The organism is Cellulomonas endometrii (genome assembly GCF_949769265.1).
GTDB lineage: Bacteria > Actinomycetota > Actinomycetes > Actinomycetales > Cellulomonadaceae > Cellulomonas > Cellulomonas endometrii.
This window is the reverse complement of the sequence record NZ_CATKPC010000009.1, coordinates 24474-40897: the sequence shown is the minus strand read 5'-3', so window position 1 is coordinate 40897 and position 16424 is coordinate 24474. Positions and strand designations below refer to the sequence as shown.

The following is a 16424-nucleotide window of genomic DNA, read 5'->3' as shown; positions in this document are numbered from 1 at the left end:
ACCGGTCAGAAGTGTGCGCGTCCCACGGCCAGCCGACGCGGGCCTGCCACGGACTGGGCCTTCCGATCGATAGAATCTGCGCGGGCGCGGACCTGGCGCCCGTCGGGACGGTCCAGCATGGCGGGGGTGTAGGTGACGGGCGAAGACGACCCCATCCATCAGCTGCGTGCGTATCTGACTGACGCGGACGCGGTCTCGTCGCTTTCCGAGTCGTTCTCCATCTTCGCGTTCGACGCGTTCGAGGATCTACTCACCGACGTCGACATGAGACTTCTCCTGTGGCGCGGGGCGCTCGACGAGCCGCTCAACGGCCTCGACGCGGAGCACCTGCTGCGATCAAGGCTCGACCAGCACCGCGTCGCGCAACGCTGCCTGAGCTGGGCCGAGCAGCATCTTGACGTGCGTGAGCTCAGGCGGCGGACGCGAGAGACCTGGGTGCACGTGGACGGCCCGGCACCGTACGCACTAACGGGCGCCGGGTTCGACTCCGAGAGTCTGGGTGTCATCGCGGCTGAGAGTCTTCAGCTGCTGCAGGAGCACGTCGGCGACCAGGCAGTGGCACCGATCGCCAAGCAGATGGCACAGCTCTGGGGTGACCACACTCTTGCGGCGCCGGTCGGCGACCAGTTCCTCGCCCGTCTGCGCGAGCTAGTTCGCGACAACGATCCCGAGTCCGTGTACTTACGGGTCATCACGGCGCTGTTCGAGGACTTCCTCGCCGAGTCCGCCGACGACACCCGTCGGCGCGGAATGACGGGCTTCTACGAGACCCAGGTGTGGAAGAAGCTCTACAAGTTCCAGCGCGACGGCGTCCTCGGTGCCATCCAGAAGCTCGAGCGACACAACGGCTGCATCATCGCCGACAGCGTCGGCCTCGGGAAGACGTTCGAAGCGCTCGCGGTCATCAAGTACTACGAATTCCGTAACGACCGCGTCCTGGTCCTGGCGCCCAAGAGACTTCGTGAGAACTGGACGATCTATCGCAGCAATGACGTGCGCAACCCACTCGTTGATGACCGGTTCAACTATGACGTCCTCAACCACACGGACCTCAGCCGGGACATCGGGTTCTCGGGCGACATCGATCTCTCCCACATCAACTGGGGCAACTACGACCTTGTCGTGATCGACGAGTCACACAACTTCCGCAACAACCCCCAGCTACGGCGGGACACCAAGACGCGGTACCAGAAGCTGATGGAGGACGTCTTCAGGGCAGGGGTGAAGACCAAGGTCCTGATGCTCTCTGCCACCCCGGTGAACACGCGTCTTGCGGACCTGAAGAACCAGGTGCTGTTCGCTACGGAGGGCAACGACGATGCCCTGGTCGGTGACGGGATCAAGAGCATCGCGTCCACCTTGCGGCAAGCTCAGACCCGGTTCCGCGCCTGGCAGGCGACACCGGAGGCGCAGCGATCGGCGCAGTCACTCGTGAGCCACCTCGGCCTGGACTACATCCGGCTCCTCGATCTGGTCACGATCGCTCGGTCGCGCAAGCACATCGAGAAGTACTATGGGACCTCCGACGTGGGGAGATTCCCGGACCGCCGCAAGCCGGTCAACATCAAGTCGGCCATCGACGCCCGCGACGAGCTCATGCCCCTTGCGGACCTCAATCGCAAGATCCTCGGGCTGAACCTCGCCTCGTACAAGCCGATGTCGTACGTCCTGCCCAGCCATCGCGACAGGTACGCCCACCTCTATGACCACAGGATCGCCGGGTCCGGGGAGCGCATCTTCCGCCAGGAGCACCGGGACAACAACGTCGTTCACCTCCTGCGGGTGAACCTGCTCAAGCGCCTCGAGTCCTCGGTGAACTCCATGGCGATGACCGTCGGCAAGATGCTCCACACGGTCCAGACAACGATCGACAAGCTCGACGCCTACGATGCCGACCACTCCCGCGCCATCTCGCTCGCAGAGATCGAGGGCCGCGACTGGGACGACCTCAACTTCGACGACCCGATGTTCGAGGACGCCGTCGTCGGCTCGAACGTGAAGGTCCTCCTGCCGGACATCGACCGCCCCCGCTGGCGCCAGGAGCTCGAAGAGGACCGCGACGCACTCCGCGAGCTTCTCGACGAGATGTCGGTCGTCACACCTGCCCGCGACCTCAAGCTCGCCAAGCTCAAGGACAATCTGCGCGAGAAGATCGAGAACCCTTACAACACCGGCAACCGCAAGGCCCTCGTCTTCACGGCCTTTTCCGACACCGCGGAGTACCTGTACGAGCACATCGCCCCGTGGGCGCAGAAGGAGTTCGGCATCCACGTCGCGCTCGTGACGGGTTCGACGGCCAAGGCCACGCTCAAGATGCCGCGAACGGACATGCTCGGCGTCCTGACAGCGTTCTCGCCACTGTCGAAGTCCGGGGACCCGGCCGCCGACCAGATCGATCTCGTCATCGCCACCGATGCGATCTCCGAGGGCCAGAACCTCCAGGACTGCGACACCGTCGTCAACTACGACATCCACTGGAACCCGGTTCGGATCGTCCAGCGCTTCGGCCGCGTGGACCGGCTCGGCACCCAGAACACCAGCGTGCAGCTCGTGAACTTCTGGCCGGACCTCGACCTGGAGTCGTACATCAACCTCGAAAAGCGTGTCTCGGGCCGCATGGCGCTGCTCGACGTGTCCGCTACTGGCGAGGAGAACCTCCTCACCGAGGCCGAGCAGAAGGCGATGAACGACCTCGAGTACCGGCGCAAACAGCTTGAGCAGATGCAGACCGCCGCCCCGACGATGGAGGATCTCGCCGGCGGGCTGAGCATCACCGATCTCACCCTCTCCGACTTCCGCATGGACGCTGCGGCCCGCGACGCCAACGCTCTCGCCGAACTGGCACAGTGGCCCCAGGCCCTCCATGGAGTCGCGCGGTTCGACGCCACCCTTGACGCCGAGGGCCTCGGCCCAGGGGCCGTGTTCTTGCTCCGCGTCCGCGACGAGGAGATCCCGCTTCCGCCGGCCTATCCGCTCGCCCCCTTCTTGCTGCTCTACGTTACCGACGACGGCATGGTCGCCCACGCGGTCGACGAGCCCAAGCTCGCCCTGGACGTCCTGCGGCGACACGGCATGGACGCGCCCTCAGTCGATGCCGAAGCGGTCGCGAGCTTTGCCAGGCGGACACGAGGCGGCGCGCGGATGCACCACTACCGCGGGCTGCTCGAGGCCGCGATCACCGCGGCGACCGGCAAGGGCACCGAGAACCGCGTGGCATCGCTCTTCACCGCAGGCCCCTCGCTCCTCGGTCGTGGCGGCGCCTCTGCCGGGCGGGCGTCGGTCGACCTCATCGCGTGGATGGCGCTCGTACCGTGACATCCGACCCCGTCCAAGCCCTTGGGCTCCCCGAGCGCGCACTCGTCGGCGAGCGGCTCACCAAGAAGCTCCTGCTCGACATGGCCGCCGAGACCGCCAACGACCGAAAACTCACCACCAACGCCATCGCCAGCGCGACCGTCGAAGCGGTGCTCACCCCCGCCACCACGGGCATCGCCGAACATCGCGAACCCGGGCGGCGTGTTCAGGACGTCGCGGTGATCTCGCTCGTGCTCGCAGGCCAGGTCAGTGCGAAGGACCAGGCGCGCGCCCTCGACCTCGTGCACCGCTCGATGCCACGCCCCGTAATCGTCCTGCTCAAGGCACCTGATGACGGGGTGGCGATCTCCGCCGCACTGACCCGGGTCAGCCAGACCGACGACTCACGCTCCGTCGTCGAGGCATCCATCGCCGGAGACCTCGCCTCGCTACCCGAAGGCTCACTCAACGTCGGCCAGCTTGTCCGCACCGATCTCTGGGCGTACTACAAGGACCTTGCTAAGGCGATCGCGACCGACGGCAACGGGTCGCCTGACCTTGACGCCGAGCACGCCATCACCGAGCGCCGCCGCCTCGACGGCCTCCAAGCCGATCTCACTACCGTCACACGCCAGGCACAGAAGGAAAAGTCCCTTCCGAAGCGCATCCACTTGAACACACGGGCCAAGACGCTGCACGCCGAGATCGAGGATGTCAGGGGCCTCCTCTACGCTCACCACCAGCAACAACACCGCTAGTAGAACCGAGAGCAGGATCGTGACAGAGCCGTTCGAACCCATCGACACCCTCGCCGGACCCGGCGAAGCCAAGACCAACGCACAGACTCTGGCACGTCTCGTCAGCGAGGTGTTCCCCGAAGCCGTCACCGAGGACGGCATCGACTTCGAGGCGCTGAAGCAGCTCGTTGGCGAGGAAGCACTCCCGTCGACTGCGGAGAAGTTCGGCCTCTCGTGGCCGGGGAAGGCCGCATCAAGGCGGCTCGCCCTGCTCCCCCCGACCGGAACGGTGCTCCCACGCCCCGATGAGTCGGTGCAGTGGGACTCGACCAAGAACCTCGTCATCGAGGGCGACAACCTCGAAGTGCTGCGCCTGCTCCGCCGGGCTTACGCCGGCAAGGTCGATGTCATCTACATCGACCCGCCGTACAACACCGGTAGCGACCTCGTTTATCACGACTCCCGGGTGACGCCGAAGGACGAGTTCGAGGCTCAGATTGGCGAGCGCGATGACGAAGGCCGCCTCGTCAAGAACACTGACGCCTCTGGGCGGCGCCACTCAGCGTGGCTCGACATGATGCACCCCCGCCTGTGGGCGGCGCGGGACCTGCTCAAGCAGACAGGCGTCGTCATCGCCGCGATCGACGACAACGAGCACGCGAACCTCCGGATGCTCCTCGACCAAGTCTTCGGCTCCGAGAACTTCCTCGCGAACGTCGTGTGGCAGGGCTCCGGCAAGAACGACGCACGCTTCACGTCCGGCGGCCTCGACTACATGCTCATCTACGCGGCCAACAAGAACGTCCTGGTCGCCAACGACGTCCGCTTCAAGACCCCGAAGAAGGGGTACGACCTGGTCATCGAGGCTGGGGCCAAGGCGTGGGAGAAGTCGAAGCACAACGCCGCCGTCGCGACCGAGCTCTTCCGCGAATGGTGGCGCACGCGTCCGGATACCGAGCCTGGGCTCAAGGCATACAGCGAGATCGATGAGCAAGGCCGGATCTTCACTCGTGACAACCTCGCGAGCCCTAACCCGCGCGAGAACCTGCGGTTCGATGTTCTGCATCCCAAGACTGGCAAACCGGTCCCAATGCACCCCAACGGTTGGCGACTCTCGCGTGAGGCGATGGACGAGCGCATCAAGCAGGGGCAGATCATCTTCGGCCCTGACCACACAACCACTCCTCGGTTCAAGCGCCTCCTCTCGGACATGGATGAACAGGCGATCCGTCCCATCGTGACCCAGGAACGGGCGCCCGCCAGCGACGGCCTGGCGCGCCTTCTCGGCGAGAAGGTGTTCGACTATCCGAAGGACACAGGCGTGCTTGGGGCCTGGATCAACGCGGTATCAGGGTCCAACAGGGACGCAGTCGTCCTCGACTTCTTTGCGGGGTCGGGCTCGACTGGCCACGCCGTGATGGAGCTAAACGCGACGGACGCTCTTGAGGACCCAGAAGCCGGCGGCCGACGGCAGTACATTCTCGTGCAGATTGACGAGCCAGTCGAGCACGCCAAGTACAAGACGATCGCAGACATCGCCCGGGAGCGCTTGCGTCGCGCGGGAAAGGCCATCGCCGACGTTCAGGGCCTGAATGCGGGAAGCCTCGACCTAGGCTTCCGCTCGTATCACCTCGCCGAATCGAACACTCGCAAGTGGGACGGCACCATCGGCGAGCAGTCGCTTGAGGATGCCGTGGCGACCGCCGTCGACAACCTGCTGCCAGGGCGCACCACAGACGACCTTCTGGTCGAGATGATGCTGCGTCTTGGCCTGGAGTTGACTACGCCCGTCGAGCAGCAGGACGTCGCGGGATCTCCGCTGTACAACCTGGGTGCCGGCACGATGTTCGCCTACTTCGGGACCGACATCACCGTCGACGAGTCGAAGCAGATCGCTCAGGCGATCCGCACCTGGCGCGACGAGGAGGGCCCGGTCACCGAGGCGGCCGTCGTCGTCCGCGACACCGGCTTCGCCGACTCCGCAGCCAAGCTCAACCTCGCCGCCGCGCTGAACCAGGCTGGCATCACCAATCTCCGGAGCATCTGAGTGGCAACCACAGCATCGTCGAGCTCGTGGAAGTTCGAGTCCGACCTGGAGTACCAGCGCCAGGCCATCGACGCCGTCACGGGGCTGTTCAAAGGCCAGGAGGCGATGGTCTCGAACTTCACCGTGCTCGCGAACGCCGGTGTCCAGGCCGGTTTCGATGAACTTTCCGACCTCGGTGTCGGCAACCGGCTCCGTCTCGACGACGAGTCCATCCTCGGCAACCTCCACAAGGTTCAGGACGCGACCGGCCTCGTGCCCGAGGACTCCCTGGAGTCGATGAACTTCACCGTCGAGATGGAGACCGGGACCGGCAAGACGTACGTCTACCTGCGGACCATTTACGAGCTCAACGAGAAGTACGGGTTCACCAAGTTCGTCATCGTCGTGCCGTCGGTCGCGATCAAGGAGGGCGTCGAGACCTCGATCTCCCAGCTGCGCGAGCACCTCGGCTCGCTGTACGGCAACCCGGCGATGGAGCACTTCCAGTACGACTCGGCGAACCTGTCGCGCGTGAGGTCCTTCGCCGTCGCGGACTCGGTCCAGATCATGATCGTGACGGTCGCGGCGATCAACAAGACGACGAACAACATTTACAAGAACGCCGAAGCCCTTGGCGGCGAGGCCGCCATCGACCTCATCAGGGCGACACGGCCGATCATCATCGTCGACGAACCGCAGTCGGTCTACGGGGACGCCGGCTTTGGCAAGCGCAAGGGTGCCGGCCGCAAGGCCCTGGAGGAGTTCAACGCCCTGGCCACGGTCCGGTACTCGGCCACGCACCCCAAGGGTGACAAGGCGAACCTCGTGTACCGACTCGACGCCATCGCCGCCTACGACCAGCAGCTCGTCAAGCAGATCGAGATCGACTCACTAGAGACAGAGGCATCTGGCACCTCGGCCTACGTCAAGCTGATCTCGACCTCCCGGGCGGGCGGCAACTTCCGCGCCAAGATCGAGGTCGATCCCCCCTCGGGTACCAAGCGCAGGACGATCACCGTCGAGGTCGGCGACAATCTTGCCGACGAGACCGGCCTGGAGCGCTACCGGCACCTCGACGTCGAGAATATCGGGGCGGGCGACGACCAGTGGATCGAGCTGTCCACGCTCTCCAAACCCCTTCGCGCCGGCGAAACCGTGGGCGACGACCTGACGGCCGAGGAGCGGGCCCGGCGAATGATCGCCCGCACCATCCGCCAGCACTTGGCCAAGGAGGTCGAGTTCACCGAGCGCGCCAAGGCCGGTGCTCCCAAGATCAAGGTGCTCAGCCTGTTCTTCGTCGACTCCGTCTCCAAGTACCGCGTCTACGAGGACGGCCATGCTCAGCTCGGCGAGTACGCACGCATCTTTGAGGAGGAGTACGCGAAGATCGCGACGGAGTCGAAGTACGAGATTCTCCGCACGACGAAGTCTCCCCAGGAGGTCGCTGCCGAGGCGCACCAGGGGTACTTCTCCATCGACCGAAGCAAGAAGGGTGGGGACACCTTCGTCGACACGGCGGAGACGACTGACAAGGGCCGCCAGCAGGCGTCCCTGGCCTACGAGCAGATCATGAAGAACAAGGAGTGGCTGACCACGCCGGGCACTCCCATCCGCTTCATCTTCAGCCACTCCGCGCTCCAGGAGGGTTGGGACAACCCGAACGTCTTCCAGATCTGTGTGCTGCGGAACATGGGCACCGAACGCTGGCGTCGTCAGGCGATCGGGCGTGGCCTGCGCCTGGCGATGGAGCTGCACCCTGACGGGCACCTCGAACGCGTGCACGGACAGATGATCAACCGGCTCACGGTCATCGCGAACGAGGACTACGCGACGTTCGCCGACGGCCTGCAGAAGGAGCTTGCCGAGGACCTCGGCATGGTGTTCGGGCTCATCGCAGTCGATGCCCTTGCCGCGCTCAAGTTCAAGGAGAGCGACGCGGACGGCGCACCTGTGGTGCCACTCGGCGCGGAGACTGCGAAGGCGCTCGTCACGACGCTGCGCGACGCCGGCCATGTTGACGCCAAGGGCAATGTCCAAGACGCCCTGCGGGAGATGGTCCGCAGCGAGCCCGACGCGCTTCTCGAGACGCTTAGGACGGTCGTCCCTCAGCCTGCGGTAAAGACGGTCTTCGACGCGATTCGCCGCGTCGCCAGGCCGATCGACATCAAGAAGGCCCGCGAACGCCGCGACGTCCCGCTCGTCAAGGAACGGCTCGAAGGCCCCGAGTTCCGCGCCTTGTGGGACCGGATCAAGCACCGCACCGTCTACTCGGTCGACGTTGACGAGCAGATCCTCCGGGAGGAGCTGACGGCTGCACTCGTGGCGATGCCGCCTGTGCCGCGGCGGAAGGCGTCCTGGGTGAGCACGAGGGTGAAGCTCGACCAGATGGGTGTCGGCGAGGGTGCTGCTTCTCAGTCTCGTGCCCAGGTTGAGTACGCCGATGCGAACGACTTGCCCGACATCCTCTCGGTGCTCGCTGACAGGACGCAGCTGACGAGAGCCACGCTGGCGCACGTGCTGACGGAGTCCGGGAGGCTCCACCAGTTCAGGCACAACCCGCAGAGGTTCATCGACGAGGTCACGACAGCCGTCACCACGGCCAAGGAGGAGCTCCTCGTCGATGGCGTGAAGTACGAGCCGGTCCCGGCGGACCGACACGACGACGAGCGCTGGTACTCGCAGGAGATCTTCACGGACGACGACCTGGCTGGGTATGTCGGCGACGGCGGGAACATCATCGTTGACGAGTACGGAGAGCCGAAGAAGTTCGCCAAGTCGGTGTTCGAGTCGCTCGTCACGGACTCGGAGGTCGAGCGGGCCTTCGCCGACCAGTTGGAGAAGCAGAGCGACGTCAAGCTCTTCGTCAAGCTCCCATCGCGGTTTCGGATTCCTACGCCGCTCGGGAACTACAACCCCGACTGGGCGGCCGTCATCGAACGGGACGGGGAGAAGAGCCTCTACTTCGTCGTCGAGACTAAGGGCACGACGGACAAGAGCAAGCTCCGGGCCTCCGAGCGGCACAAGATCGACTCGGCGGTCCGGCACTTCGAGGCCGTGAGAGTCTCCAGCGGCTACGCCGACCTGATCTACCCGACACACCCGGTCGTGTCGGTGGCAGACGTCGGCGCGTACATCGATGTCGCCCCAGAGTTGGCGCACCGCAGCCCCGCGGGGTAGGCAAGGTCGGGCGCCGCGAGACCGGGTCCTACTCGTGCACACCGAGCCGGGTTCCATCGCGGCTCCTCCACTGAGCCCGGGGCGGCCCAGTTCGGTCGCGTTCCAGTCCGCGTCCCGGCATTCGGGTCATGAAGGGTGCGCGTACTGGCGTCACGGGCGACCGTAGGGCTCCTCTGGCTCCACGTGGGGGAAGAACGATCGCGGCGATACGCGCAGCGCGGCGGCAAGCTGCCAGATCGTTGTGAGCGTCGGGTTCCGCACGCCGTTCTCGGCCTCGCCGATGTAGGTGCGTCCGACGCCGGCGGCGTGTGCGAGCTGTTCCTGTGTCAGACCGGCGTCGGTCCTGATCAGCCGCAGGGTCGCACCGAAAGCGCGCAACTGGGTCGCTTCCGGTTCTTGGCGCTGCACCCGCTCGACGCTAGGAGGCCGGAGGTCGCACATCGACCCCCTATGAGTGGAGGCATGATCGACCATCATTGTCTAGACGTTACTACTAACAGTCCTCCTCCCGAGGTCAGCGGGGGCTCCCCGGGGCTTGACGGACGCTCGGCGATGTCTACTATGAGTGGAGTTCGGTCGACGCGAGATGAGGCGCGGGGAAGGTCGCACCATCCCCTGAAGCAGCCGACGCGCGCGACGTCCCACCCGCTCAGCGAGGGAAGGCGACCATGCGACAGTCCGATTCCGCTCTCCGTAGGCTCCGCCCCGAGTCCGCGGCGCGGGCCCAGGTCCTGTGGTGGGCGCCGACCATCGCGACTGTGGCCGTCGCACTCATCGGCGGCATCGCCTCGCTCCTGACCGGCGAGCCCGTCGGCATCGCCGTCAGTTGCTTCGCTATCACCGTGGTCGCCGGGTCCGGGGGCCTGCGCGCCCGCGAGCAGTACCGCCGCGGGTGGCGCCAAGGGTACGAGAGCGCCGTGCGGACCATGCTCGAGCACTCCGCGGGCCGGACGCCCGACGTCGAGGTCCGCGCCGCGGTGCACGGCGACCCGACCCCCGAACCGTGGGACGAGCACCACCCGGTCCCCGCCTTCCGGATCAGGCCGTGACTGGCATGCACGTCGACGAACTCGTCCTCGCCGACGCGGCCGGGGTGTGGGCGGTGCGGTCTGCGAGCCAGACCGTCTACTACGTGGACGCGGACTCCTGGCTGCTGCTGCGCCAGCCCGGACCGGGGTCCTCTCTCGGCTTCGCCGACGACCGGTGGGCGCCGCTGGTCGCGGTCGAGTCGCTGTTCGCCGGCGATCAGGGCGTCATCCGGGTGGGGGACCGCCACAAGTACACCTACGACTTCGAGCCCGGTGGCCAGCAGTACGGCTACTGGATCCAGCGGCTGGTGACCTCCATCGACTACGTCGAAGCCGAGGAACTCGCGGCACTGCCGGCCTTCCCGCAGGACGACCGGCTGTGACCGGCGTCCAGCGCCCGTGGTTGTGGTCGCTGTCGACCCGGGTGGAGCTCGCCGAAGACGCCGTGCCCGTCTTCGTGGACTTGCGCAAGAGGCTCCCCGGCGTGACCGCGGCGTTCAGGAGCGCGTGGCGGACTGGGGTGCTCGACGTCGCCGGGCGCGCCACCGGCGTGACTCGGATCCTGCGCCGCCGTCCGGAAGCGGAGTCGGGCCCGTCCTCGGCCCACGCCGTGGAACGCCCCGCGGAGGGCGGTGACGGCGGTGACGGGGCCCGCTGAGCGACTGCGCGGGTCCGTGTGGGAGCACCTGGAACGTCTCGAGCCGGTGGCCGACGTCGTCCCGCACTACGACGAACTCGTGCCCGACCTGAACGCGGGGACCCCGATCGTGCTGACCGACGGTGGCACGCGCATCGCGGTGATCGTCGCGTGGGACACGTGGACTCTGCAGCACGAGCGGTACCTGAACGCGGCCGCCCTGTCCTGGGCGCACTGGCGCACCGGCCGCTTCGACGCCGCGGCGTTCGGCTGGGACGTCATCGGCCTGCTGCGGCCCCCCATGCAACAGCCGCTGCACCCGATCGTGCACCCCGGCGAGGACGGCGGGCCCGATGAGCGCACCCGTTGACCCTTTGCACCGCGCCGGGCGGTGGCTCGTGACGACCGCCTCCGGAGCGATGCACCTGATCGAGTCCACCGGTCCGAACGGCACGGTCACCGCCACCAGGATCACCTCCGGCCCTGCCGGGGACGACCCGAGGTACCCGCTCGGAACGCTTCGCCGCGACGACCAGGCTGTGCACGTCACGGGCGTTCAGCACCGGGTCGGCGTGACCATGGCGAACGGCATCGTGATCGGCGAGGACATGTGGCTATACCTCGAGCCGCTCGACCCGGCCGCCGACCTGACCGTGCGCCGCACGACGCCCGTGGTCACGGTCGACGAGCTGCCGGAGGTGGACGCACGTGGCTGACGACGGCCCCGACGCTGCACCGTTCGGTGCCGCCGACCAGGAGCCTGAGCGCACCCGCGAGGAGCGCACCGCTGCCCGCCGCCAGCTCCTGGACGTCCAGCCCGGGAACATCCGCGACCCCGACCCCGACGCCGCAGCCGCCTGCGAGTGCTCCTGCCACCCGCGACCCGGCCAGCCCGACAAGCACGGAAGCGACCTGTGCTCGTGCCAGTGGACCGGCACCGACCGCGCCGCGCACCTCGTGGAGGGCAACCGAGTCATCGAGCAGCAGCGCCCCGAGATGGAGGCCGCGCGGCTGGAGAGCATGCGGGACCTGAAGGCTGCCGCGGCGGAGCTCGACATCGAAGCGACCGAGGAGGTCCCGGGTGCGCCCTGGGTGATCGCCGGTCGAGTCGACGGCCGCCGGTACTACCTCCGCGATCGAGGGGGCACGTACACCGTGGTCGTCGCGCCCGCAGGTCAGCCAGACCTCGACCCGTGGCGGGCCCCCGCAGGTGCTCGTCTCGTCGTGGCGCGCAGCGGTGACTCGGCCGACCTGTTCACCGGCCGGTGGGTGAACCACCGGCGGGCGCTGCGGGTCGTCGCCGCCGCGGTGCGCACCCAGCTGCGCCGGGAGAAGTGCACGCACCCGCACCATGACGCCGACCGGTTCTGCCCGGCGTGCGGTGTGCCACTACGTGACGAGGTCACGCCCGTCCGCACCGGGCTCGACGACTACGAGCTCCCGAACGGCGGGGATGGCTGGCGCACCGGCCGGCACCTGCGGGTGGTCGGGGTCGCTCACCGCGCCTGGCAGGACGCCGACGACCGGCTCCGGGGCGCGGTTCAGCGTGCCCGCGCGGCCGGTGATCCGTGGTGGCTGATCTCGCTGATGCTCCACGTCGACGAGCAGGAAGCCGTGCGCTGGTTCGGCGACGAGCCGGCCTGAGGCGCCCGCGTCGCGAGCCGTCCCCGGCCCGCACCGCCAGTCAGACCCGTCGCGGTCTCGGAGTGCACGTCACGTCCCTGGAGGTTCCCGTGCCTGGTGCTGTTCTCGGCGTCAGCCGGTCACTTCTCGTCGAGCTCGCGAGTGCTCGCCTTGTTCAGCCCGGGAATGCGGGCGGCGTGCCGGACGGTCTGGTCGAGGAGGTCCACGACCTCCAGGCGCCGACCGTGAGCGAGTCGGTCATGGCTGCTGATGTTCTTCGCGAGCTCGTCCCTGAGAGCCCGGTCCGCCCACTGCGTGAGCTCGTGCACCTCGGCGCGACCCTTGGCGGTCGCGAGCTTCTTGACGATCTGCAGCATCGCCGGCCGCATCCGATTTTCGGTGGCGCGCCGGCGCGCGGGCCGATCCTTGTCGTACTCGGACCGGGCTGCTTGACGGCATGCGGGATGCATCTTCGCGGGCCGCCCCCGGTCCTGGTGGATCGGCGTGCCGCACCGCTCGCAGTTCCGGACCTCCATGGCGCGGACGCTAACCGGCGAGCGACTTACGGTGCAAGATTCGTGCACCGTAAGTGGGTATGGGGCGGGTGCCCGGCGAGCGATCTTCGGTGCCGCAGAAGTGCCCCGTGAATCGAAGGGGCTAGGTCGCCGGATCCGGGGACCAGAATTTCAGGGCCGCAGAAGTGCTCCGTAAACCGCGCGTGATAGCCAGGCGTTCGCTAGTGCGGGCTAGGTGAGGCGGTAGGCGCTGGCTGCTCGGAGCGTGCCCCCTCGTTGCACCTGTGCACCGAAGGTGCCGGATATGCGCTGACCTGCGGCGATGTTCACCGCGACCGACGTCGTCGCCGTTCCCGCGGTCGAGCGAACCAGATGCGGGGAGGGCTTTTCGGGGCCGCGGATGTGCTCTGTAAGACCCGCTTGAGACGTTGAAGTCGTGCAGACGAACGCTGTGATCACGACCGCGTCCACCCGCCCGGCGACCACCCGAGGTCACCGCCAGGCGGGCACGTCGTCGTACCTGCCCCGCACAGCGCACCTCACCCGGGCCCCGGGCGATTCCACTACCAGCCCCACGACGTGGGTCCAGGGCGCGTTCTCCGCCCCGATGCTTCTTGGACGGTCGGCCATGAACATCACCATCGACGAAGCCCGCACCCGGGTTGTGGCCCACTGGTCGGACAACGACCAGCTCCGCCCGCAGAGCCTGGAGAAGTTCGACCTGCTGATGCAGCGGTTCTCCCGGTACGCGAAGGCGTTCGGCGTCGAGGCGCTGACCGGTGTCGACGTGATGCTCGTCGAGTCGTTCGTGCGAGCCCGAGGACGCGACCGCCGAGGCGACGTTGCTGAGGCTGCCGTCTCCACGATGCAGGTGCGGCGTGCCGTGCTGCGGGCGTTCTACCGGACGGCGCGCGAGCTGTCCCTCACATGGGACGACCCGGCACGCGACATCGACTTGCCGATGAGGACGGCCTCGACGACTCGCCCCCTCAGCGACGATGAGACCGAGTTGCTGTGGATGCGCGCGTGGGCGGGCGGCCGCGTGCGTCGGCACGCGGCGACCGTCGCGCTCATGCTCAGCGGCGTGCACTCCGGCGAGGTCGGGCACGTCACGATCGATGACATCGACTTCGAGGTCGGTGCGGTGCGCGCACCTGGAACGGTGAAGTTCGCGCCTCGGACGTTGGACGTCGAGTCTCGCTACCTGCAGGCGCTGGCCGCACGCCGGGACCTCCTTCTGGTGCGCCAGCCCAACACTTCACCGGACCGGATCGTCCTCGCGACAGGCTCAGAGGGGTCCGACGGTCAGAAGCAGGCTCGGGTGTGCACGACGGTCAAGGACGTGATGCGTCGTGCGGGCCTCGGTGACGACCCCGAGCTGCGTCCGACGTCCCTGACCGCGGTGCCCGCGCGAGCCGTCTTCGACGCGACCGGACGCATTGAGCTGGCGGCTCGCCTTCTCGGGGTCTCATCGCTGGACACCGCAGCCCGTGCGGTGGCATGGGACTGGGCGGGTGAGCGCTGACCCATGGGGCTGAAGGCTTACACCGACGACGACCGGTCCGGCGACTACTCGTGGACGAAGGACGACCGCGCCTACGAGGTGCTGCGTGCTCCGATCATCTGGGACCTGGTGCGGGCCCTGCCCCCGCGTGAGGAGAATGGTCCCGGGCGTCCGAGCGAGTTTGATGTGTCGGTGTACGTCCTGTTCATGCTCCTCGTCGTCGCGCACGGTTCCCATCGCGCAGCGGCGTCCTGGATGGGCAAGCGTCACGTGTGGTGCAAGATCCGCAAGGTCTGGGCCAAGCGCGGCATCGACCTTCCCATGCACGGCCCGACTCGCGGCCAGTGTCTGTACAACCGCGATGCCTACCTGGTCCCGTACTGGGAGAAGCTGGTCGAGGTCTTCGAGCTCGGGGCGGTGCGCACCGCTCAGGAGCACGGGATCCTGGAGTCGTCGATGACGATGACCCCGAACCCTCCTCGCAGCTGTGTCGTCTCCGGCGACGGAACTGTGCCGGCGATGCCGATGCGCCGCGAGGTCCTCAAGAAGCGGATCGCCGCCGGGCAGCACATCGACTTCGAGCGTCACACCGAAGGCGGCGGGCATCCGGTCGACGGCCTGAAGTTCTACCTGCAGTCCTCCCGGCTGGTCGACGATGACGGTGACGCCCTACCGAACTCCCGGATGATCCTCGGGTTGGCGCTCGTGCCGAAGAAGGGATCGGGTGGCGAGGCGGGTGTCGCCGTCCGCAAGCTCCTCGAGCTCAAGAAGCGGGCCGCCGGCATGCTCGGCGTCCGGTACGACGGTGCTCTGCGCGGCGTCCACCTCGACGAGCTCATGAAGGCCGGCTTGGCGGTCGTCAACCCGCCGCACGAGCAGACCGCCGGACGTGAGCAGTTCAGGACCGTCACGTGCGAGCACGTCGACAAGTCCACCGGTGTCATCTGCGACCAGGCCACGACCCTTTACAAGCAGAACGGTGCGCTCGGCGTGCTCGAGGTGCTCGCGGACGAAGCCGTCACAGTGCTGTTCCACGCCCTGCCCGGGAAGGTCATCGCTCGCGGGAAGGCACCCGAAGCGCGGTGGTACGTCGAACTGACACTCCCGTGCGGCCACTCTCACCTGGAACGGCTCACGTCGTCGGCGACGGACGCGAAGACCGGCTTCAACCGAGCGGAGCACCTGCGGATGCACCCGCCCGGCAGCCCGGTCTACGACCAGACGTATGCGTGGCGCAACGACGCGGAGTCGTCCCACTCCCAGCTCGACGACTGGCTCTACCGCGGGCGCATGGTCGCTCTCACCACCGAGCGTCAGGCGCTGGTGATGCTGTCGTTCGCGGTCACGCACAACGCCGTCGCCGACTGGTACCACCGGCGCCGCCAACGCGACGAGACCCCTGGCCTCGTGGCCTGAGGCTCCGAACCGAAGAACGACGACACCAGCCCCCTCGAGGGGCTACCGGCGCATCCCCGTCCCACGCACCGGTAGGCTGAACCCGCGCTGATCGGACCGTCCAGGCCCGACCCGCGCCGCACGGGACCGACCAGAACACGCACGGACCTACCCGGGGCGATCCTCGCCGGGTTTCCGACCACGTTTCTGGCCCGGCCCACGCGCCTGTAGCTCAGTGGATAGAGCACCGCTCTCCTAAAGCGGGTGTCGGCAGTTCGAGTCTGCCCAGGCGCACGGAGTCGTCACCGCGGGGTTGCCCCGGTTCGCGGCGTCGGTGATCGTCATGGCTCAAGCCTCGGCGGCCGGCGGCGGCACCGGGATCGGCCGGGCCGGCGCGCGGGTCGGTGGATGCGGGCATCGACCGATCGGTGCATGCGCCGCGTCGCGCCGTGCCGCGGCGGCGCTAGGCTGCTCCCGACGGCGACGCA

13 protein-coding genes and 1 tRNA gene are annotated in these 16424 nt (G+C 67.5%); 12 read left to right on the top strand and 2 right to left on the bottom strand.

The window, feature by feature from the left end:
• The first annotated feature begins 132 nt into the window (after window positions 1-132).
• From QNH85_RS11230 to QNH85_RS11215, 4 genes are read left to right on the top strand one after another with little or no spacing between them, the layout of a single operon-like run.
• Window positions 133-3315, top strand: a complete 3183-nt coding sequence (locus QNH85_RS11230) for a helicase-related protein (protein ID WP_282946544.1) — start codon at window positions 133-135, stop codon at window positions 3313-3315.
• Entirely contained in the window at window positions 3312-4052 is a 741-nt protein-coding gene (locus tag QNH85_RS11225; RefSeq protein WP_282946543.1) for a DUF4391 domain-containing protein, read from the top strand. The genes QNH85_RS11230 and QNH85_RS11225 overlap by 4 nt, the downstream gene beginning before the upstream one ends.
• Before the next feature lie 19 nt (window positions 4053-4071).
• Window positions 4072-6078, top strand: coding sequence for a site-specific DNA-methyltransferase (locus tag QNH85_RS11220; RefSeq protein ID WP_282946541.1), 2007 nt, complete (start codon window positions 4072-4074; stop codon window positions 6076-6078).
• On the top strand, window positions 6079-9234 hold the full coding sequence (locus QNH85_RS11215) for a restriction endonuclease (protein WP_282946540.1): 3156 nt from the start codon (window positions 6079-6081) through the stop codon (window positions 9232-9234).
• A gap of 150 nt (window positions 9235-9384) precedes the next feature.
• On the opposite strand, the gene QNH85_RS11210 is transcribed toward QNH85_RS11215, so the two are convergent.
• Window positions 9385-9642, bottom strand: a complete 258-nt coding sequence (locus QNH85_RS11210) for a helix-turn-helix domain-containing protein (protein ID WP_282946538.1) — start codon at window positions 9640-9642, stop codon at window positions 9385-9387.
• A 350-nt stretch (window positions 9643-9992) separates the two neighbouring features.
• On the opposite strand from QNH85_RS11210, the gene QNH85_RS11205 reads away from it, so the two are divergent.
• The 5 genes from QNH85_RS11205 (at window position 9993) to QNH85_RS11185 (ending at window position 12543) form a co-directional block, all read left to right on the top strand.
• Complete coding sequence (locus tag QNH85_RS11205; protein WP_282946537.1) at window positions 9993-10283, top strand: hypothetical protein; 291 nt, start codon at window positions 9993-9995, stop codon at window positions 10281-10283.
• Window positions 10280-10645 (top strand): hypothetical protein, encoded by a 366-nt coding sequence (locus QNH85_RS11200; RefSeq protein WP_282946536.1) that lies wholly within the window; start codon window positions 10280-10282, stop codon window positions 10643-10645. Before QNH85_RS11205 ends, QNH85_RS11200 begins: the two co-directional genes overlap by 4 nt.
• Before the next feature lie 258 nt (window positions 10646-10903).
• Complete coding sequence (locus QNH85_RS11195; protein WP_282946534.1) at window positions 10904-11269, top strand: hypothetical protein; 366 nt, start codon at window positions 10904-10906, stop codon at window positions 11267-11269.
• Complete coding sequence (locus tag QNH85_RS11190) at window positions 11253-11615, top strand: hypothetical protein (RefSeq protein WP_282946532.1); 363 nt, start codon at window positions 11253-11255, stop codon at window positions 11613-11615. The genes QNH85_RS11195 and QNH85_RS11190 overlap by 17 nt, the downstream gene beginning before the upstream one ends.
• Window positions 11608-12543, top strand: coding sequence for a hypothetical protein (locus QNH85_RS11185; RefSeq protein ID WP_282946530.1), 936 nt, complete (start codon window positions 11608-11610; stop codon window positions 12541-12543). Before QNH85_RS11190 ends, QNH85_RS11185 begins: the two co-directional genes overlap by 8 nt.
• A gap of 119 nt (window positions 12544-12662) precedes the next feature.
• Here QNH85_RS11185 and QNH85_RS11180 read toward each other — a convergent pair whose 3' ends face one another.
• Window positions 12663-13058, bottom strand: a complete 396-nt coding sequence (locus tag QNH85_RS11180; RefSeq protein ID WP_282946528.1) for a hypothetical protein — start codon at window positions 13056-13058, stop codon at window positions 12663-12665.
• Between the two features lie 607 nt (window positions 13059-13665).
• Between QNH85_RS11180 and QNH85_RS11175 the strand changes: the two genes are divergently transcribed.
• The 3 genes from QNH85_RS11175 (at window position 13666) to QNH85_RS11165 (ending at window position 16230) form a co-directional block, all read left to right on the top strand.
• The gene (locus QNH85_RS11175) at window positions 13666-14562 is read left to right on the top strand and encodes a hypothetical protein (RefSeq protein ID WP_282946526.1); all 897 of its coding nucleotides are present in this window, start codon (window positions 13666-13668) and stop codon (window positions 14560-14562) included.
• A 171-nt stretch (window positions 14563-14733) separates the two neighbouring features.
• Window positions 14734-15957 (top strand): hypothetical protein, encoded by a 1224-nt coding sequence (locus tag QNH85_RS11170; protein ID WP_282946524.1) that lies wholly within the window; start codon window positions 14734-14736, stop codon window positions 15955-15957.
• A 200-nt stretch (window positions 15958-16157) separates the two neighbouring features.
• Window positions 16158-16230: transfer RNA gene (locus tag QNH85_RS11165), tRNA-Arg, on the top strand.
• Window positions 16231-16424 lie beyond the last annotated feature (194 nt).